A 19,306-nucleotide genomic window follows, 5' to 3' on the forward strand; every position below is an offset into this window, starting at 1 on the left:
ACTGCGGGAAAGTTGTTTAATTAATTACATTCAATAAAAATTAAAGGTAAAAAAATGCAAGCATTACATTTTGGCGCTGGTAACATTGGGCGCGGATTTATCGGTAAACTATTATCAGATGCAGGTGTTCATGTAACGTTTGCTGATGTTAACGAGCAAGTGATTAACGAAATCGCCAAACGTCACCAGTACCCAGTTAATGTAGTGGGCGAACAATCAACCACCGAAATCGTCCACAATGTTGACGCTATTAATAGCTCATCAAACGAAGTAAGTGACTATATTGCGAAAGTCGATTTAGTGACTACCGCAGTAGGACCACAAATTTTAGCTCGCATTGCTGAAAATATGGCAAAGGGATTAATTGCAAGGCATCAGCAAGCCAACAACGCCCCTCTTAACATCATCGCTTGTGAAAACATGGTGCGAGGAACCAGCCAATTTAAACAAGAAATATTTAAATATATACCTCATGAACTCCACCAATGGATGAACAGTCATATAGGCTTTGTTGATTCAGCCGTTGACCGCATCGTACCACCGGCAACCTCTAAAACAGGGGATATATTAGAAGTTACAGTTGAAACATTTTCCGAATGGATTGTCGATAAAAATCAATTTATTGGCGATATTCCACAAATCAAAGGTATGGAGCCAGTTGATAACTTAATGGCATTTGTCGAACGTAAATTATTTACCTTAAACACAGGTCATGCCATTACCGCTTATTTAGGATTTTACAATAACATTGCGACCATCCGCGATGCTATTTTAGTTGATAGCATTCGCGCAGTTGTACAAGGAGCCATGCAGGAAAGCGGTCAAGTACTGATAAAACGTTACAATTTTGACCCAGCTAAACATCAAGCCTATATTGAAAAGATCCTCACACGCTTTGAAAATCCATATCTCCATGATGATACGGCTCGTGTAGGTCGTCAACCCATTCGCAAATTAGGATCTGGCGATCGATTGGTGAAACCGTTACTTGGCACATTTGAGTATGAACTAAAGAATAGTAACTTGCTCATCGGCATTGCTGCAGCCCTAAATTATCGCAATGATGACGACGATCAAGCCTCCGACCTAACCCAACAAATTAGCAACAAAGGGGTAGTTCAAACATTTTGTGATATTTCTGGTATTGAAAGCAATAATCCTATTGTTAGTCAGATTGAACAACTTTATACTGCAATGCAAAATCATCAATATTAATTAGCCGATGCTAGAATCGATATTAGCAGAAGATACAATACTTGAAAAACTTAACCAGCAAGCTGATATACACAGCTTGTTGGCTGAAGCTATAAAAATGATTAATCACAGTGTTAATCAATTAATTATAAAAGTATTTCGTAAAGAGCCTCACGCCATAAAATTTGTCATACCATCACTAATTGGTAAAAATGGCCCACTCAATGATACATCCGTGTGCTTAAAATTACTTTATGCGCTAGGTATCATAACGCGCGAGGAGTATGAAGATATCGAGCTATTAATTGCCATTTTAGATGAACTTGACCATGACGATAAAAAATACTCATATCTCGACGATGAAATATTAGGTCCGATTAGTCTATTACATGATATGGTATTACCGCCTAATTGGGATTCACACCATCAAAAAGCCAAAGAGTCAGGCATTGTCGACACATTAAAGTCATCCATCTATCAAAATCGTTATCAACAAATGATACGCTCTGCATTGATTATTGCCATTACGGATCTGACAGTCAGAATTATTAATAAGCAAAATATTAACTATTTTCCTTAAAGAATTAATGCTAAAAAGATATTTATTTATGAAAAAAACAGATTAAAGGCTGATTGATTAACTAAGTGCTGATCTTAACAAAGAATGAAAAAGTAGCAGTATCGTGAATAATGTATTCTTGCCAACGGTAACCTTCTGAAACACATGCAATATCAGGAACACCTTCACTTTGCATCCGTTCAAGTATAATGACGTGTATTTTATCTGTATTCGGTAATGGATAAATTGCTTTTAAAAAATTACCATCAGTGGGATCAATAAGTTGGGTGATTTTAAATTGCTTTTTTAATTTCTTCGTCTAAATCTCTGCTGTTTTTCTCATCATGAACTTTTAGATTATACGAAGATTGTAAGGATGAAATTTCTTTAGAAGCAGCATTAATTACTTTACCTCGATCATCTACTTCTGTTTTCTTAGGATCTAATAACCTCTTCCTTCTCTTTGCATTACCTAATATGGGTAATAACCATTTGATCATATTAAGCGGAGTATCTATACGCCAAACTTTGCGCGAACTGTTAACACCGTTTACAGATTTTAACTTTAAATTACTTCCCATCACGCCAGGCAGTAAAATAATCGGTATCACTTTACACTTTTTTTCAATATGCATTTGTACCATGTCCTCATTTGAACGTGGTCTCGTATTAAATATCGCACTTTGGCAATTATTGTCCACTTTATATCTCTATTCTTTGATTTATGATGTCATTTTTTGAGAAGTAATTAATTGTAAATAAACATGCTGTGCATATTCGACAACCGCTAATTGCTCTCCCCCATGATGAGCAATACAACCATTTGCGAGTCCTAAAGTAAAATAGTGAGTTAAATCGCTTGGCTTTGCAAAAGTTAAATCAATATCATGGAGCAGTTGCTCATTACCATTACCTATGGCAAGCTGGTCGGTTGTTATCGCAAGTGCAATACGGTTCTTTTTGTCTAACCCTGATATCCATATATCTTTTATATTGGCCGATGGAAGCTGAGTTAACGTCAATAATTGTTCTAGATCAGCTGATAAATCTTGTTCCGATATCAATAATCTGCCTAACCACGATTTGGCCGTTAATTTTTTAGTTAAAATCAGTGATTCATCACCAAGCAATAATGCACTAATAAATTGACTGTGCTTAGAATACATCGAAGAGGTATATTGACAGGTTAAGATTAATGACAATTCGATATCATCTGAATGTTGATACAATTCGGTTACCCATTCGTTATAATCCATTATTGGCTCAGGATATAAATCCCATCGTTCAAAAATTGCATTTTGTAATTCGTCATCTTTCATTAATTTTTGAGGAAGATAAATGTGTGTTAAGTACCGACGATAGTTGGGACTTTGCTGCTCTAAATTCTGCATAACTTCATCTAAAAACCAATAAGGTTGAGTTGATTTGATAGCATTAAATAGCGGGCGCGCTTTTGCTGGATAAAGCGGAATTTTGTTGACATCACCGGTTAGAACCTTAACGCCATCTTGCTCTGCACAGATGACGTGACTGGCAAAAATCGGTAATTGCTGCTTGCTCCAAGCTTGCCATTGTTCGGTAGCTTGCTTGTTAAGCATTGTTATTTCCTCATTATAAACGGCATCCGAATAACGCATTGACAGATTAATCGCAAATAGAATTAACCAGAGTATTATTGGTAGAATGATGGAACAAAACCACATCAATGAATCATCAGTAGTATCATCAAAAAGCAGAAGCATTAGTACAAAACTGAATAAGACTAACAACACCAGCCCTATGATCCATAATAAATAGGATGTTTTTTTTATCTGTCTGTGTGTTAATGGTTGAGGAATATTCCATCCCATAACATATATCCTTATCTATTTCTATTATTGCGATGAGTTAAATCATCCCGTTTGGTTCAATTGTTAACTGTCTTTTTGGGGGCCAAGAACAATTGTTATTGGTTCAATAAAATCGGCAAACTGTTTTGGCAATTTTCCATTTTCATCCGTCATGGCATCAATTTCACTCCCATCGGCACGAATAATTTTAACTCGCTGATTTTTTACTGGTGTATTGTCATTTTTCCATAATAATTGTGAATTAAAATGATAATTTGTATTTTGGCGTACATTTAACATTTGGCTTAAACTATCTGGACCAGTTTTTTGCCATGTTGCTGAATGGCAAATGACATTATCCGGCGCAGCAATATCTATTGAGCCATCAGCAAGTCGTATATAAGCACCACCACACGTTAAAATAAGTTCTTTTTGAGCTGAAATAACAGTACGACCTTTTTGACTACTTATTGACAAATCTTTTTCCGCCAGTAATGACATTTCATCATGTTGTGCTTGTATATCAACTTTGCCATGTGAAGCGATAAGCTTGATTCCCATTTTTTGAGCAAATAAACTGATCATTTCACCCGCTGCAACGGTAAATTTTCTTAAAACACTGACATCAGTATGTTGATGACTTGCCAACATGATATTTTCACCTGCAGCTATCTGCACACTTTCAGGTGTAACTTGGGCGATCCCTTTTGGTGAAGACATCAAAATAGAGGGTTGTTTAAATTCTTCAATGGATTCGATTATCAATTTTTTTTGTGTTTCTAAATCGGCTAATTCAGCCTCAGCATGTTTAACAGCATCTTGTAAGGCAGAGACTAAATCTAATGTTTTATCAAGCTGCGCTTTGGCCTCTTGCATATTAAGTTGTAAATCTTGTGCTTGATACTGTTTGTCGGTAGTAATAAAGATACCTTTAGCAGCACGCACTGCACCCCACTCATCAGTTCGCAGTTCGAAACCCTCTCCCCGTTTCGTTTTTTCACTGTCCACCAAATGCCCCAAATTGAGTTGGGTTTTGCCATATTCTGTTGCCAGTTTTATATGCTCCTGACCGCGTTTATCGTCCATTCGCAGTTTATTATTCGCTGGCGTGCGTATCACATTACGGTGTTTATTGATTGTCGTAACATGGTCAGGATGACTGCTGTCGTGCATGGCATGAGCTATATACGGGCGGTCTGGATTACCATTGGTGAACGCAACTGCAACTTCTGTTGAATCTATCAAAGGAAAGTGAAAACCATACGTATCGCCGGCATATGGTTTTGCCAGTCTGACCCATAAACTTTCCTCACCTTTTTGCCAATTTTTTAAATCAAAATTGAATTTAATTCGGTAACGACCCTGCGTATCAATATAACCGTACGTATCATCATCTTTACTGGTTACTCGGGCTGGTAAGGTGCCACTCACTTGTGGCCAAGGTAATGGTGCTGGTCGATACGGTTTAAGAGCATCATAAGGAATAGCAGTAAAGCGGGTTTGGTAAGATTCAGTTCGGTCACCATAACATTCGGTTGCAACAATCACCACACCATCTTTAATCTCGGCTATCGGGCAATCCTCTATAGTCACTAACTGTCCCGGTGTGAGCTCATAAGCATTACATTGCCCCGTTAGAATAAATTGTTCGCTTACATAGTGTTGATGCCGAATACGCGCATACCAATTACCACTTTCGACTGTCTGTATATCACCCTGAATTTTGTAGTGCTCTTCATACCGATAGTCTTCGCCCCGCATTGTCATATCTTTTGAGTGACTGTTGTCACTGCTGTAAAGATTGCTGTCGGACATCCGATAGTTATAATCGTTAACACTGACCTGACTTGGCTTAGTTTTACTGTTAAATTGTAAATCCCAGACACTGTAGCGAAGACGATCATTGAGACCGCTGGGTTGCTTTATGGTCATTCTACCACCATCAGCATACCCTTTTTCATAATCACTTATTACCATCACTTCACAATGGTGCTCTAGATGCGTTTCAAAGTAAAAGTATAGACCCACATCTGCCAACAAACGCTGTATAAAATTTAAATCACTCTCTTGCCATTGCGTAATAAATTCTCGTACAGGATAGGTTTCTTTTAATTCAAAACGAAAATCAATGCCGATAAAATTGTGATTTCGCAACACTTCATTAACCACATCAATGACACTCTTATTCTGAAAAATGGCACTTTGATGATGGTTTGCAAGTAATGCCATTCGGGGTTCAAGTTTCACCCGATAACGAGCTTCATCTTCGCTGATTGAGACTAAACTAAATTCTGTGATTATCCCGTAAAGCTTTCTTGTTTTGGCAACATGATCAAATGAGCTGATTTGTGTCACTTGTAGCGGTGATTGGTTAGGATGAAAAGTCAGGGAGGCGGTTTGGCTGAGCATGGATGCAATTGAAATTTTCTTATTTTTGCTTGTGAAATCTATCTGATATCGCCAAGGTTCATTTAACCGTTCTCGACCTTTAATTGATACAACAGAAATGCTTGATAATGCTTCGGATCCATCAACTGACAACGAATAGTTATTGTGTGATAAGTGCCCAGAAAGCAAAGTTAAGCTATCGCCGAGTTGCTCCATTGTGTCCATATTTCAATCCTTAATTTATAATAGCAAAATTGATCTTTTTCAAAAACACAGATGCCTATTAACGATAATCTGAATTATGTAAAGTAAGTATTTTTTTTGAACTAGTCAATTGTTTTTTTATTAATTTTTATTAATTTTTATTAATTGTAGATAATGATTAAACTGAGTTATTAATGCGGATTTTTATTTTTCAGATGGTTATATTAAAATATATTAATCAATTAATTAGACTATAAACTTATTTATAAACATTCTAAAATTAATGTTGAGAATAAAGACAACTTATAATAGATCATATTGATATGGATCTAAGTTATTTACCAAGTTCATCAAATTGTAAATTACTCACTAGGAAAGGGGTTAGCGGTTGGCAATTAGCAGTGGAAATAAATTAAAGCAAAACACCATAAGCAAATGGTATAGACTCCTGAATAATTTTTACAAAATTTACTGTTTTTATACTCAAAAATCCTTAAGACCTAAAAAGGATTATCCTTTATTTCCCACAATAAAAATAACTCGCTATAATGCATTCAATTTTATTGTTAAGTGGATTATGCATGAAAACACTATTTGCCAGCACGTCACGCGGGCTTGAAGAGTTATTGAAAAAAGAGTTAGAAGAGTTAGGTTCGGTCGATTGTAAAATTGCTCAAGGGGGTGTCTTTTTTGATGCGGATGAAAAGACATTATATCAATCATTATTATGGTCGCGTCTGGCATCGCGTATATTGTTGCCAATTGCTGAGTTTGATATTTACAGTGATTTAGATCTCTATTCGTGTGTTTTTAATATTAAATGGCCAGATATTTTTGCAGTTGATAACTCCTTTGTGATTAATTTTGTTGGTGTAAACGATTTCATCCGTAATAGCCAATATGGCGCACTCAAAATTAAAGATGCAATTGTTGATCACTTCTCTCGTCATACTAGTGAGCGCCCTAATGTGGCTAAGCAAGATCCTGATGTTCGTATTCATGCTTATTTAAATAAGAACCGTGTAACACTTTCGTTAGATTTAAGTGGTAATAGTTTGCATCAACGTGGTTATCGTCAGCAAACTGGACAAGCGCCATTGAAAGAAAACTTAGCTGCTGCAATTATTATGCGCTCAGGCTGGCAGATGGATACGCCATTAATCGATCCTATGTGTGGTTCGGGAACACTGCTAATCGAAGCAGCGATGATTGCTGCTAAAATTCCACCGGGTTTATTACGTAAACATTGGGGATTCTTTGCTTGGAAAGGCTTTAATCCAATACTTTGGAATGAACTATTATTTGCCGCTAAACACAATATTAGCAAACCGAATATACCATTTATCGGTTACGACAATAATACCGTTGTGTTAGAGCGAGCAAAACAAAATGCCATTCAGGCGGGTGTAGGCGATTTGATTACATTTGCATTACAGGATGTAACGCAGTTAACCAATCCACTGCCTAATGATGTAACAGGTACAATAATTAGTAATCCACCTTATGGCGAAAGATTAGAAAGTGAGCCTGCTCTTGTTGCCTTGCACACAGCGCTTGGTCGTCAAATTAAGCAATACTTTGGTGGCTGGCGACTTTCGTTATTTAGTGGCGCACCTCAATTGTTAGACTGTTTACAAATGCGTGCAGAAAGACAATTTAAAGCGAAGAATGGTCCGTTAGATTGTGTACAAAAAAATTATACTATTGCGCAACGATCTACTGAACAAGTCAGCACACCAATATTGCCAGCGGCTGATTTTGCTAATCGTTTACGAAAAAATAAGCAGAAACTTGAAAAATGGGCTGCACAAGAACAGCTAGAGTGTTATCGCCTTTATGATGCCGATTTACCTGAATACAATGTTGCTATCGATCGTTATAAAGATAAAGTAGTCGTACAGGAATATGCAGCACCTAAAAATATCGATCCACAAAAAACTCGTCAACGGCTATTTGATATTATTAACGCCACTATGTCAGTGTTAGAACTCACTGCTGATCAATTAGTTTTAAAAACACGTGAAAAGCAAAAAGGCAAACAGCAATATCAAAAATTGAGCCAAAAACAGGATTATTTTTTGGTGCACGAGTATGCCATTAATAAACGCAAAACTCAGTTTTGGGTAAATGTGACCGATTATTTAGATACAGGGCTGTTTTTAGATCATCGTTTAGCGCGCAAAATGATTGGTGAAATGAGTGCGGGTAAGGATTTTCTAAATCTATTTGCTTATACCGGTAGTGCAACGGTTTATGCGGGTCTAGGTGGTGCTAAGTCAACTACGACGGTTGATATGTCACGCACTTATTTACAATGGGCCGATCGTAATCTAAAACAAAACGGATTAACAGGTAGACAGCATCGTTTAATTCAAGCTGATTGTTTATTGTATTTAGAACAAAGTGATGATCAGTTCGATCTAATCTTTATTGATCCACCTACATTTTCAAATTCTAAAAGGATGAGTGATACTTTTGATGTTCAACGTGATCATTTAAAAATAATGGCGAATTTAAAACGGTTATTAAAACCAAATGGCATCATTGTGTTTTCGAACAATAAACGGGGTTTTAAAATGGATAACATTGGTATGCAAAACCTTGGATTGACTTATCAAGATATCACCAATAAAACGTTATCTTTGGACTTTAAACGTAATAAGCAAATTCACTGCTGTTTTATTGTCCAACACCAAAAATAAAATTTATAAACCAAAAGTAAAATTTTGACTGAATTCTCCTTAAAAATATATATGAATTTTTAAGGAGAATTTTTTTAGATTTAAAATATTGTTGGCAAATTAAAAAATAATATTAATTGTAAAAATAAACGGATTATTACCCGTTTATTTTACTTTTAGTAATAGACGTTTATAAATGATGAGCAATTTATCAAGCGACATCGAAAACAATTTTTAATTGTTTAACTACTACAGCAACCATACAATTCATTTTATTCATTTGTAAATGAACTTTCTCTAATTCTGATACTATTGGTTATTTCACGCCATATAATCATTAACTGATCTTCACTATAAGCATTACGGCTATCACGAGGGATGATATAGTACATTTGAATCTCTAAGTTTGGATTTCTATTATCAGGCTCTTCCATATTAATGCCTAAATTAAAAATATATCTCTCTTTTTTTAATCCATTGTCGTTACTATCATAAAAATCATTATTTTTAACAATAACTTCTTCTAAATGAAGATTATGAATTTCTCGTGTCCCTGTATAAATTTTTTGCCCTTCACCCTGAATAATAAAATTGTCTGGAATATCAAACAATGACTCGCTTCCAGCATAATTATTAAATGTGATATGAAAATAAAAATCTTCTCTATCTTCATATTGATAAGTAAATTGAATGTATTTTGGTCTGTAATCATCACCTTGCATAAAGCCATTTATAAAACAAAAACCTGGTTCGTTTGGAATAGTATAATCATCACGAACACGCATACGTTCAAACAATGTTCGCATTTGCGCTATTTTTTCAGGTACATCGTTATTGTAGATCTCTGGATATTTTTTTCTATCCTCATCATACCGACTTGCAGAACCATTGGTAGCTTTCATCTCAATTTTGAAAGTAACTTCATTTTGCCAATGATAACCTTCTAAAATTCGAGCAACATCAGGAATTCCTCGACGCTGCATCCTTTCAAAAATCACACCTTGTATTTCATTACTATTTGAAACTGGCAATGGATAGATTGCTTTTAAAAAATTACCATCAATTGGATCTATCGGTTGAGTATTTTTTAACTCTTGTTCACGACGGACGAGCATTTGTTTAAAAGGGGGTAGATATTGCTGATTGGTTGAGATATCAATGCTTTGATTATAACCATATTCAAACGAATTAGCTTTTGATGCTTTAAATTGTTTCGGTAAATCAATTAAATAGGTTCCCAGACAACGGGTGGCTAGGTTAGTGAGTAGTTCATCGACTTTTTGTTGCTGTTCGTTTGTTGAGGTTACCATAAGTATATCCTTGCTAAAATAACGATAACTAAAAAATATAATTACTAATAAAATGGCAGTTAAAAAATAATGTTTTTCATTAAGTTTTAGCTTGTTGCTCATTTTTGTTAACCTTTTGTATAATAGCTACTATTGCGCGCAAAGCAAACTCTTGACAGATGTCCTCATCATATGGAGATCCATGTTTAACTGGTATATGCATACGAACTTGAATCTTTTCTATTGGAATCTCACCAGAACTTTTTGGCACGGTACTATCGCCATCGTCATTGGCTTCTTTTAAAGTATATTTTATCTTAATACTCCTTTTTCTTAAGGATGCAATATTATCATCCTTCGATTCATTAGCATTTGCTTTAAGGGTTCTGTCTTCATTCAACTCTTTTAAATTTAATCGGTTATTGTCGCCAATATAGTTCTTTGGCGGTCGTTCTGCAAATATTGAAGAACTGTCAATAAACTTACCTTGCCAATGCACTCTTTCATAGGTCAATAACTCTTCACGAATAGTATTTCCACTCTCTTCAATTCCAAAAAATACATAGGTATTGGGATGAAACTTATCAGCTATTTTTTCATGAAAAGATTTCACTTGTATGCAAATTAGCTTTTCGTATTCTTGCCAATCTTTTTGCATTGTGGTTTTATCATATCTTGTATTTAATGGATTAATTAAATGTGGTTCACAGGCACACCACCATTGCTCTTTGTTTAAGTAAATATCATCATATGGATTTGTTTTAGGAAAAGATTCTGATTTTCCATCAGGAGTAGTAATGGTTAACCATTCAGGTACATATTTTTCACTCGTTAAACTTTTTGCTCTATATTCTCCGCTGGGTAACAATTGTAATGGGCCAGGAGCTTGAGCACACACTGCGGTCATTTCGGCGGCATCTTTACCTAATATGTTTGCCATAATCCAATCATCTTCATTCCCTCGTTTCATGCGTGTATAAGCGGCAGCGGCTCCTGTCGAGGGTTGTACGCCATTAATTACACCGTATACTTTATCACGTCCCCCCAGAAGTTCCGTATAAAAACGCGCAACCAACCCTCCCATAGAATGGGTAATTAAAATCACTTTATCGCAAACTCTGCCTCGTTTTTTATAAAATTTTGGGATAGTTTCTTCAACTAAAGTTTTTAGTTTTTCTGCACTTTCTGCATTAGATTCTAACCAGTTATAACCCATTGCATAAAGCGGAAAATCGTAATTTTTACAGATTTCAATCTCATTTTCTTTAAAAATTAATTGTTCTTTTGAACCTTCGTCTAACACAAAAGGTAAATCATTAATCAGATTGGTTAATTTACTGGATAATTGGCCATTTGGTTGATATAAGTATGATTGAAAGATTTTCAAAAATTCGCCATAACCCAAATAACTAATGCTTCCCCATCCCCTTTCTCGACGATCTCCAAATAACTGAATCTCAGCTTCTGAAGCATCAGAAATCTTTCCACGGAAATCTACTTCGGTTCTATCAGGCTTAAGTTTTATTTTTCTTGCTTTGGCCCCCATAAAAAACCAATTGGCCATTGAAGCAGCGCTATCTAAACACCAAATCTTTTTCGTATTTTGATTTTTTCCTGTTTCAGATTTTGCCTTTAAATTACTTCCCATCACGCCAGGCAAAAAAATAATTGGTATAACTTTACGCTCTTTTTCAATATGCATTTTTGCCATTTTTTCATCTGAACGGAGTACTGTGTTAAATACTGCACTTTGACGATTATTATTTTTGTCCATTTTAATTCCTTATTCTTCTTTTCTGATATCACTTTTTCAAAAGTGAATAACTGTAATTCGGACATTCGATAGTTATGGTATTTAGATAATTGGTTGCAAATAATGCTATTTGGTGCTTAAGTTTCACCTGATAACGTGATTCATCTTCGCTGAATGGAACCAAACTAAATTCTGTGATTATTCTGTAAAACTTTCTTGATTTAGAAATATGATTATATGAGCTGATTTGTGTTATTTTTAGCAGTGATGGAGTAAGGTGATAACGGAGTAAGGTGACTTGGCTAAGAATGGATACAATTAATATTTGTTTATTTTTTCCGGTGAAATTTATCTGATATTGCCAAGGTTCATTTAACCGCTCTTGACCTTTAATTGATATGGCAGAAATGCTCGATAACGCATTGAGTACATCAATTGAGATATATGATAAGCGCCCAGAAAGCGATGTTAAACTGTCTCTCTGTTGCTCCATTATGCTCATACTACAATCCTTAATTTGTAATGGCAAAATTGATTTTTCCCAAAAACATAGATACTTCTAAATGATAATCTGTTTCATATAAAATAAGTATTTTTTTTGAACGAGTCAATTACTTTTTTATTTAGCGCAGATAATAGTTAAACCAATTAAATAATGGGTTTATTACTTTATAGATAGTTATATTAAAATATATTAATCAATAAATTAGTTTATATAGTGATTTATAAATAAGCCAAAATTAATGTTTATAATAAGCACAAATCATGATAACTGGTATTGAGATAGATTTAGGTTATTTACTCAAATCATAAAATAAAAACTGCTCATGATGGGTGGTTAGCGATTGGTAATAGGTAATAAAAAGATTACAATAAAATACCGCAATAAGACGGTATAGACTCCTGAATATTTTTTACAAAATTTACTGTTTTTATACTTAAAAATCTTCAAAAACTAAAAAGTATCATCCTTTATCTCCCGCAATAAAAGTAACTCACTATAATGCATTCTTTAAAACAAAATGGATTAACAGGTAGACAGCATCGCTTAATTCAAGCTGATTGTTTATTGTATTTAGAACATAGTGATGATCAGTTCGATCTAATCTTTATTGATCCACCTACATTTTCAAATTCTAAAAGGATGAGTGATACTTTTGATGTTCAACGTGATCATTTAAAAATAATGGCGAATTTAAAACGGTTATTAAAACCAAATGGCATCATTGTGTTTTCGAACAATAAACGGGGTTTTAAAATGGATAACATTGGTATGCAAAACCTTGGATTGACTTATCAAGATATCACCAATAAAACGTTATCCTTGGACTTTAAACGTAATAAGCAAATTCACTGCTGTTTTATTGTCCAACACCAAAAATAAAATTTATAAACCAAAAGTAAAATTTTGACTGAATTCTCCTTAAAAAAAACAATATATGAATTTTTAAGGAGAATTTTTTAGATTTAAAATATTGTCGGAAGATTAAAAAATTAATATTAATTGTAAAAATAAACGAACTAGTGCCAGTATATTTTACTTTTAGTAACAGATGCTGATAAATGATAAGTAATTTATCGAGCGACTATGGAAGTAATTTTTAATGCTTAGCCAATTATAAATTGGCAAAATAATTAAACTTTAACTAATTTATACTAACTACGTTAGTTCTTATTTTGCCGATGTTTATTTTTTAATTATTCCGATAATTGGCCAGCTCAACCAAATTTCCATCTGGGTCTCTGAGATATAAACTATTGATATCTCCCTGTGCGCCATGCCGTTTTACCACACCCTCTACAATAGGATAACCCTTTTTTTCGATTTCTTTTTTAATGGATTCAACATCTTCTTCAACAATTAAACAAAAATCTTGGCTACCATATTCTGGATGTAATGCTGCGGGTTGAAATTCGCCTTTTTTAGCGTGAATATTAATTTTTTGATGACCAAAAATAAAAGCATGTCGTCCATCTTTTTCAACATGCTTCATACCAAGAAGATCTTGATAAAATGCGATACTTTTATCAATATTGTGGGTAGTGATAACAAAATGGTCTATATTTTTGACTTTCATTTTTTCTCCTCACCGTTTTATATGAATACGAATATTGAATATGAAAAAAATTAAACACGAATATTTAGTTTATCAATTGTTCTCACTGACATTTAGTTATGTTCATACATAACTTTATGGAATTATTATTGATGTTATTACTTACATGAAAAACAAAATGAACGTTTAAAATAACACAGGAGTTATCATTAAAATAATCTTCAATTTTAGAATCACTTCTTTGTCATACTCCTTCTAATCAATAAAATAATAACTAAATAAAATAAACATGGAAATAATTATTAAAATCACTCTTTTTTCAGTTAATACTCAAACCGAGTAATTAATGTATTTTGCATTTTATCTTTACAAATATTAATAGTAATAAATCAATGAATTATAATTTTAATGACGTATAAAAAACCTAGAACGAACTTTAATAATAAAATTGATATTAATAACCTGTACAATTCATAATAGGTGTTATTGATATGGATTTTTAGGTTATTTACTAAGAGCATCAGATTATAAATTACTTACGAGGAGTTATTCGCTCCTCGATATAGTTTAAAGAATAAATGTTGAAACTATCGAACGACTAAAACTGAAGTTTGCGCACTACGGACTACACCTGCCGCATTCGATCCTAGTAAATGAGTGGTAATATTAGGGCGACGTGATCCTAATATTATTAGGTCAGGTTTTAATTCTTCCGCAATATGAAGAATTTCATCTCTTGGATTACCAAACGCAATAGAAAACGACAATTTTTCTTGAGGTAAATTAATAGAAGCCATTAATTTATGTAACCATTGTTCAGTTTGTACAGTTGCTTTATCTTTAAATTCATCAAAACCAAATGAGTAAGCATTCACAATTGCTGACGCTACTGGCAAAGTATGAAAGAAGATCACCTCAGCATTTGATAATTTTGCCAAACATTCAACATGTGGGATGACTTTTTGGGTTAACTCATCTTCAAGCACATCAACCGGTACTAAAATTTTGTTGTACATAAAACTACCCCCTCGCTAAATAAAATCTGATAAATGATCTTTGACAATACGGTTTAACAGTCATATGGTTTAAGAATCATGACATTTGATTATTATGATACTTATTTTGGATTTACTCTTTATTTATTTTTAATAGTTAAGTTAGTTGATGCTTACTATAATATCCTAAAACCAATTTAGAAAAATGAAACCATTTTTTACTCATTTCATGACGGAGATCACCATGAGTAGTATTATTTACCGTTCAGACATCAAACCAGAACTTGAACAAGCTATTGCCCTTTATCGTCACTGTTCACTAGGTGAACGCCGACCTCTTACCGATTCAACACGATTTAAAGCTATGTTAGATAATGCTAACTTAGTTATAACCGCTTGGCATAATGATAAATTAATTGGTATAGCGCGTTGTTTAACGGATTTTGTATATATAACTTATTTGGCTGATCTCGCTGTAGATGAGGATTATCAAAAACAAGGTATTGGTAAACAATTAATTAAAGAAGTAAAAAAGAATACTCATGAAAATTGCTCGATAACCTTACTGGCTGCACCAAGTGCGGTTGATTATTATGGACATATCGGATTTAATGCTCATCCTTCCGCTTGGATTTTAAGAGATAAATCAATATGAGAATCATTTTAGCGTCAACATCGCTATCACGTAAAAAAGTACTTGAAAAATTCGCTATCCCTTTTGAATGTGTTCCGCCTATTTGTGACGAAACACCGCTTGCGGGTGAGTCTGCTGAGCAGTTAGTGGTACGTTTAGCAAATCTGAAAGCGCAATCATTAGTCGATAAATACCCAGACAGTTTAATTATTGGCTCAGATCAGGTAGGGGTTCTAGAGGGAAAAATTGTTTGCAAACCACATACTGTTGAAAATGCTCGCAAACAACTTGCCAATAGCAGTGGCAAAACATTCTATTTTTATACAGGGATGACAGTTATTAATACCCACTCGGGTCAATCTACCACTCTTTGTGAACCCTTCAAAGTCACCTTTCGGCAACTCAGTAGTTCTGAAATCGATGCCTATATCGCTAAAGAGATGCCGCTACAGTGTGCTGGCAGTTTTAAATGTGATGAACTCGGCATAACGTTGTTTGATAAGTTAGAGGGAGATGATATTAATTCATTAGTCGGATTGCCTCTGTTAAAGCTTAATAAAATAATGATTGAAATGGGCTGTAATCCCTTATTGCTTTAACCAGTGAGGCAAAATGAATAAGTCAGTATTCACTTAAGATTATATAAGTGAGCATTGACTTATTTAATCAATAAACCGCCCTGCAGACATTTTCATGATATTTTGGCTATAACTTGCTACATCATTATTATGGGTGACAATCAATAACGCAGTGCCTTGTTGGTTAATTTCTTTTAGCAGTTGCATAATATAAGTAGAACTCTCCTCGTCGAGATCGCTGGTAGGCTCATCTGCAATGATGATTTGTGGCTGGCAAATTAATGCACGTAATATGGCAATACGACGCATTTCCCCTCCTGACATATTGGATGGATAAACATCTTGCAAATAACTGACTTTGGCCTTTTCCAACAAACTTTTCGCATAACTGAAGCTACTTTTATTTGGGCGCTTAGTTAAGTAATAAGGTAAGCGAATATTATCAATCGCGGTAAGATTAGGGAGTAAACTGCTACCTTGAGGAATATAACCAATATGCTGATTACGAAAAGCTGATACTTGCTGATCATCTAATTCAAATAGATTTACATCATTAAAGGTTACTTTCCCCTGAGTTGGTGTTAATAAACCAGCAATCATATTCAAAAGCGTCGTTTTACCGCTACCTGATTTACCCATAATGCATTTAAAATCACCTGGTTGCATACTGAAACTGACATTATTTACTGCTGCAAAGGTTTGTTGACCACGCTGGTAATCTTTACGCAAATTACGAACATTCAGTAACATTATTCACCCTCTCTGAGCGTGCTGTAAGTATCAAACTTAGTCATAGATAAAGCTGAATAGATACTTGATAATGGTCCAATAATTATGGTTAATGCCAATACCACTACTGCATAGCATAACGCATCAATCACTGAAAGATTAATGCATGGTAAACCAATGGTTTGGCAGATTAATAAACTAAACGCATAGAGCAATACACCTGCTAATAAAATGCCCATTAAGCCACCTAATGCACTAATAATTAAAGATTCACGCAGCAACATTTTTACTAAATCTCGACGTGAAGCCCCTAAGATACGCAATAAACTGATTTCGCGCTTACGCTCATTTAAATTTGACGAGAAGATGACAAAAATAATCACTATTGCTAATACCCAAAAAATTGCCGATAAACTATATACAATGGTCGAAAAGCCATTTAACCATTTGGAAATATTACTTAACATACCTTTAGTCATAACAAAATCAAGTTGATAGTCGATAGCGTATTTGGGCATGATTTGATTAATAATATCTTTAGGCTGATAATCAGGATCGACTTTTATGAAAATGGAAGAGGCATAATCCGCAAAATGATCGACATCACCTTGCACTAATTCAGCTTCTTTCATTAAAGTGTGTGCTGCTTGCATAGTCATAAATACCGAAGTGTCAAAGCCCATTCCCGTACTATCCATTTTGGCTGCTATTTTGAAAGGATGATTGAAAAACATAACCTCATCGCCAATATTTGAACTAATTTTCGATCCAACTACAATTTGGTTATCAGTAAGTGGCTCAGTAAGTTGCGATTGCAACCAAGGTTTGATCACAAAATCGCTTTGCTGATCAAAACCAATTAGTTGCACTTTTGATGTACAGCAACCGGCGCTCAGTGAAGCGATAAAAAGTTGGGGTGATATTGCTTGTATTCCTTTAATATTTTTGATTTTATCAATCAAATCAACTTTTAAATAAAAGCTACTTGGTTCACCCCGTAATAAGGCAACTTCTAGATTTTTTTAGTAACCATATGGGACAACTAAAATATCCGCACCAAGGCGATCAGCCATGCCAGAAATTCCCAAACTGAGATTTTTCATAATCACGCTACCGCCAAAAAGTGTGGCAGAAAACAACATAACAATGATAATCAAACAACAACTCCGAAATGGCCGCCGTTGAATGTTTTGCCAAGCCAAATTAGCCATGGTAATGGGTTGTTCTTGCATGTTTAGATCCTATTTTTTATTAAAGATTGTATATCTTTAAAATATGCTTCTTCTGGCCGCTTTATTAAGATAGAAAGTATTCACCAGCGCAATAATAAATAATAACAATGACAATAAGACGAGCGCTGGTTTAGCACCCATATTGCAGCGCATCATTTGATTATCACATACGCCAATTAAAATGGTCGGAATAGCCAAAGCAAATAATGAAATGCAAGCAATCGCCATACTTAATCCCATTCGCAGAAAAATTTTACGACAAAATAGCATTAAGGTGCCAATTGCAATAATCAAACTGCCCACGCCAACTTCAGCTCGGCCTGTCCAAAAGCATTTCATAATTTTACCAACACCTGTATGCACATGTTCTACTTGACCTTGCATTGTTGCAGTTGATAGGTTAACGGTTTCATGTGGGCAGACGGGTAAAATATACAGAGGAAATAAAATAAATAATATGCCAATAATGATATAAATGAGTGATGAAACAACACGATTTTGCATAATTTAAAACCTTAAATATTAATTATTAATTACTCGGGCAACCTTGCCATGTTCAAGTACAACGGTTGTTTGAGCATGTTTTGATACTTCAAGTGAATGAGTCACAACAATAATAGTACTCCCTTCTTCGTGCAGTTGATGCAGTAAATTCATAACCATTGCTTCATTATTTTCATCTAAATTACCAGTAGGTTCATCGGCTAAAATTAATTTTGGATAATTGATTAAGGCGCGGGCAATGCATACACGTTGCTGTTCCCCGCCTGATAACTGATTTGGCAAGTGCTTAGCGCGGGCAGCAAGTCCAACCCTTTCCAGCGCTTGCATAGCTTCTTTTTCATCGACCATGCTGTGATAATATTGTGCAACCATTACGTTTTCGAGTGCGGTTAGATAAGACACTAAATGGAATTGTTGAAAGATAAGACCGATTTTATCACGGCGGATTTCGGTTAATTCGGGTAGAGATAATTGGGTAATATCTTGTCCATCTAAAATGACCGAACCTAAAGATGGTTTATCCATACAACCAATAATATTCATCAAGGTCGTTTTGCCACTGCCCGATGGTCCCATAATGGATAACCATTTGCTCTCTTCTACAACTAAATTCACATCTGATAAGGCATGAAGAGAACCATAAATCTTAGATACATTATTAACTTCGAGTATATTCATAC

At 34.6% G+C, this 19,306-nt stretch carries 18 protein-coding genes and 1 pseudogene; 6 read left to right on the plus strand and 13 right to left on the minus strand.

What is annotated here, in order from left to right; all coding sequences use genetic code 11:
- Nucleotides 1-54 precede the first annotated feature (54 nt).
- Nucleotides 55-1,215: a mannitol-1-phosphate 5-dehydrogenase gene (locus tag A9G17_RS04070; RefSeq protein WP_065737618.1), complete on the plus strand. Its 1,161-nt coding sequence runs from the start codon at nucleotides 55-57 to the stop codon at nucleotides 1,213-1,215.
- Between the two features lie 7 nt (nucleotides 1,216-1,222).
- Nucleotides 1,223-1,774 carry an MltR family transcriptional regulator gene (locus A9G17_RS04075; RefSeq protein WP_065737619.1) on the plus strand — a complete coding sequence of 184 codons (552 nt, stop codon included), beginning with the start codon at nucleotides 1,223-1,225 and terminating at the stop codon, nucleotides 1,772-1,774.
- 272 nt (nucleotides 1,775-2,046) lie between these two features.
- Here A9G17_RS04075 and A9G17_RS04080 read toward each other — a convergent pair whose 3' ends face one another.
- From A9G17_RS04080 to A9G17_RS04090, 3 genes are all read right to left on the minus strand, one after another.
- A complete protein-coding gene (locus tag A9G17_RS04080) occupies nucleotides 2,047-2,397 on the minus strand; it encodes a hypothetical protein (protein ID WP_065737620.1) in 351 nt (116 codons plus the stop codon).
- A gap of 78 nt (nucleotides 2,398-2,475) precedes the next feature.
- Nucleotides 2,476-3,603 carry a hypothetical protein gene (locus A9G17_RS04085; protein WP_065737621.1) on the minus strand — a complete coding sequence of 376 codons (1,128 nt, stop codon included), beginning with the start codon at nucleotides 3,601-3,603 and terminating at the stop codon, nucleotides 2,476-2,478.
- Between the two features lie 63 nt (nucleotides 3,604-3,666).
- The gene (locus A9G17_RS04090; RefSeq protein WP_081301672.1) at nucleotides 3,667-6,195 is read right to left on the minus strand and encodes a type VI secretion system Vgr family protein; all 2,529 of its coding nucleotides are present in this window, start codon (nucleotides 6,193-6,195) and stop codon (nucleotides 3,667-3,669) included.
- 560 nt (nucleotides 6,196-6,755) lie between these two features.
- Between A9G17_RS04090 and rlmKL the strand changes: the two genes are divergently transcribed.
- Entirely contained in the window at nucleotides 6,756-8,876 is a 2,121-nt protein-coding gene (gene rlmKL, locus A9G17_RS04095; RefSeq protein ID WP_065737622.1) for a bifunctional 23S rRNA (guanine(2069)-N(7))-methyltransferase RlmK/23S rRNA (guanine(2445)-N(2))-methyltransferase RlmL, read from the plus strand.
- Between the two features lie 251 nt (nucleotides 8,877-9,127).
- Here rlmKL and A9G17_RS04100 read toward each other — a convergent pair whose 3' ends face one another.
- The 3 genes from A9G17_RS04100 to A9G17_RS04110 form a co-directional block, all read right to left on the minus strand.
- A complete protein-coding gene (locus A9G17_RS04100; protein WP_141677561.1) occupies nucleotides 9,128-10,165 on the minus strand; it encodes a T6SS immunity protein Tli4 family protein in 1,038 nt (345 codons plus the stop codon).
- A 79-nt stretch (nucleotides 10,166-10,244) separates the two neighbouring features.
- Nucleotides 10,245-11,918: a lipase family alpha/beta hydrolase gene (locus tag A9G17_RS04105; protein WP_081301673.1), complete on the minus strand. Its 1,674-nt coding sequence runs from the start codon at nucleotides 11,916-11,918 to the stop codon at nucleotides 10,245-10,247.
- Between the two features lie 28 nt (nucleotides 11,919-11,946).
- On the minus strand, nucleotides 11,947-12,399 hold the full coding sequence (locus tag A9G17_RS04110; protein ID WP_065737624.1) for a hypothetical protein: 453 nt from the start codon (nucleotides 12,397-12,399) through the stop codon (nucleotides 11,947-11,949).
- A 507-nt stretch (nucleotides 12,400-12,906) separates the two neighbouring features.
- Here A9G17_RS04110 and rlmL point away from each other — a divergent pair.
- Nucleotides 12,907-13,281 (plus strand): annotated as a pseudogene (gene rlmL / locus A9G17_RS04115) (bifunctional 23S rRNA (guanine(2069)-N(7))-methyltransferase RlmK/23S rRNA (guanine(2445)-N(2))-methyltransferase RlmL); the annotation flags it as partial.
- A gap of 310 nt (nucleotides 13,282-13,591) precedes the next feature.
- Here rlmL and A9G17_RS04120 read toward each other — a convergent pair.
- Nucleotides 13,592-13,975, minus strand: a complete 384-nt coding sequence (locus tag A9G17_RS04120) for a VOC family protein (RefSeq protein WP_065737626.1) — start codon at nucleotides 13,973-13,975, stop codon at nucleotides 13,592-13,594.
- Between the two features lie 566 nt (nucleotides 13,976-14,541).
- Entirely contained in the window at nucleotides 14,542-14,970 is a 429-nt protein-coding gene (locus A9G17_RS04125) for a universal stress protein (RefSeq protein WP_065737627.1), read from the minus strand.
- Between the two features lie 223 nt (nucleotides 14,971-15,193).
- On the opposite strand from A9G17_RS04125, the gene A9G17_RS04130 reads away from it, so the two are divergent.
- Nucleotides 15,194-15,604 (plus strand): GNAT family N-acetyltransferase, encoded by a 411-nt coding sequence (locus A9G17_RS04130; protein WP_065737628.1) that lies wholly within the window; start codon nucleotides 15,194-15,196, stop codon nucleotides 15,602-15,604.
- Nucleotides 15,601-16,182, plus strand: a complete 582-nt coding sequence (locus A9G17_RS04135) for a Maf family protein (protein ID WP_065737629.1) — start codon at nucleotides 15,601-15,603, stop codon at nucleotides 16,180-16,182. The genes A9G17_RS04130 and A9G17_RS04135 overlap by 4 nt, the downstream gene beginning before the upstream one ends.
- Nucleotides 16,183-16,245: 63 nt before the next feature.
- Here A9G17_RS04135 and A9G17_RS04140 read toward each other — a convergent pair whose 3' ends face one another.
- Genes A9G17_RS04140 through A9G17_RS04155 form a run of 5 tightly spaced genes read right to left on the minus strand, consistent with a single transcriptional unit; the run spans nucleotide 16,246 to nucleotide 19,304 of the window.
- Nucleotides 16,246-16,911, minus strand: coding sequence for an ABC transporter ATP-binding protein (locus A9G17_RS04140; protein WP_065737630.1), 666 nt, complete (start codon nucleotides 16,909-16,911; stop codon nucleotides 16,246-16,248).
- Nucleotides 16,911-17,852 (minus strand): ABC transporter permease, encoded by a 942-nt coding sequence (locus A9G17_RS04145; protein ID WP_081301674.1) that lies wholly within the window; start codon nucleotides 17,850-17,852, stop codon nucleotides 16,911-16,913. The genes A9G17_RS04140 and A9G17_RS04145 overlap by 1 nt, the downstream gene beginning before the upstream one ends.
- 60 nt (nucleotides 17,853-17,912) lie before the next feature.
- Entirely contained in the window at nucleotides 17,913-18,122 is a 210-nt protein-coding gene (locus A9G17_RS12840) for a hypothetical protein (protein ID WP_081301675.1), read from the minus strand.
- A gap of 36 nt (nucleotides 18,123-18,158) precedes the next feature.
- Nucleotides 18,159-18,626, minus strand: coding sequence for a DUF4418 family protein (locus A9G17_RS04150; protein ID WP_065737631.1), 468 nt, complete (start codon nucleotides 18,624-18,626; stop codon nucleotides 18,159-18,161).
- Between the two features lie 18 nt (nucleotides 18,627-18,644).
- Nucleotides 18,645-19,304, minus strand: a complete 660-nt coding sequence (locus A9G17_RS04155) for an ABC transporter ATP-binding protein (protein ID WP_039130581.1) — start codon at nucleotides 19,302-19,304, stop codon at nucleotides 18,645-18,647.
- Nucleotides 19,305-19,306: the final 2 nt, after the last annotated feature.

The sequence above is a fragment of the Gilliamella sp. wkB7 genome (assembly GCF_001693435.1).
Taxonomy (GTDB): Bacteria; Pseudomonadota; Gammaproteobacteria; order Enterobacterales; family Orbaceae; genus Gilliamella; species Gilliamella apicola_N.

Coding starts and splice junctions, on each gene's coding strand:
- A9G17_RS04120 (WP_065737626.1), bottom strand. CDS start 13,975: ATGAAAGTCAAAAATATAGACCATTTTGTTATCACTACCCACAATATT.
- A9G17_RS04110 (WP_065737624.1), bottom strand. CDS start 12,399: ATGAGCATAATGGAGCAACAGAGAGACAGTTTAACATCGCTTTCTGGG.
- A9G17_RS04135 (WP_065737629.1), top strand. CDS start 15,601: ATGAGAATCATTTTAGCGTCAACATCGCTATCACGTAAAAAAGTACTT.
- A9G17_RS12840 (WP_081301675.1), bottom strand. CDS start 18,122: ATGCAAGAACAACCCATTACCATGGCTAATTTGGCTTGGCAAAACATT.
- A9G17_RS04130 (WP_065737628.1), top strand. CDS start 15,194: ATGAGTAGTATTATTTACCGTTCAGACATCAAACCAGAACTTGAACAA.
- A9G17_RS04155 (WP_039130581.1), bottom strand. CDS start 19,304: ATGAATATACTCGAAGTTAATAATGTATCTAAGATTTATGGTTCTCTT.
- A9G17_RS04070 (WP_065737618.1), top strand. CDS start 55: ATGCAAGCATTACATTTTGGCGCTGGTAACATTGGGCGCGGATTTATC.
- A9G17_RS04140 (WP_065737630.1), bottom strand. CDS start 16,911: ATGTTACTGAATGTTCGTAATTTGCGTAAAGATTACCAGCGTGGTCAA.
- A9G17_RS04085 (WP_065737621.1), bottom strand. CDS start 3,603: ATGGGATGGAATATTCCTCAACCATTAACACACAGACAGATAAAAAAA.
- A9G17_RS04105 (WP_081301673.1), bottom strand. CDS start 11,918: ATGGACAAAAATAATAATCGTCAAAGTGCAGTATTTAACACAGTACTC.
- A9G17_RS04125 (WP_065737627.1), bottom strand. CDS start 14,970: ATGTACAACAAAATTTTAGTACCGGTTGATGTGCTTGAAGATGAGTTA.
- A9G17_RS04075 (WP_065737619.1), top strand. CDS start 1,223: ATGCTAGAATCGATATTAGCAGAAGATACAATACTTGAAAAACTTAAC.
- A9G17_RS04080 (WP_065737620.1), bottom strand. CDS start 2,397: ATGGTACAAATGCATATTGAAAAAAAGTGTAAAGTGATACCGATTATT.
- A9G17_RS04150 (WP_065737631.1), bottom strand. CDS start 18,626: ATGCAAAATCGTGTTGTTTCATCACTCATTTATATCATTATTGGCATA.
- A9G17_RS04100 (WP_141677561.1), bottom strand. CDS start 10,165: ATGGTAACCTCAACAAACGAACAGCAACAAAAAGTCGATGAACTACTC.
- rlmKL (WP_065737622.1), top strand. CDS start 6,756: ATGAAAACACTATTTGCCAGCACGTCACGCGGGCTTGAAGAGTTATTG.
- A9G17_RS04090 (WP_081301672.1), bottom strand. CDS start 6,195: ATGGACACAATGGAGCAACTCGGCGATAGCTTAACTTTGCTTTCTGGG.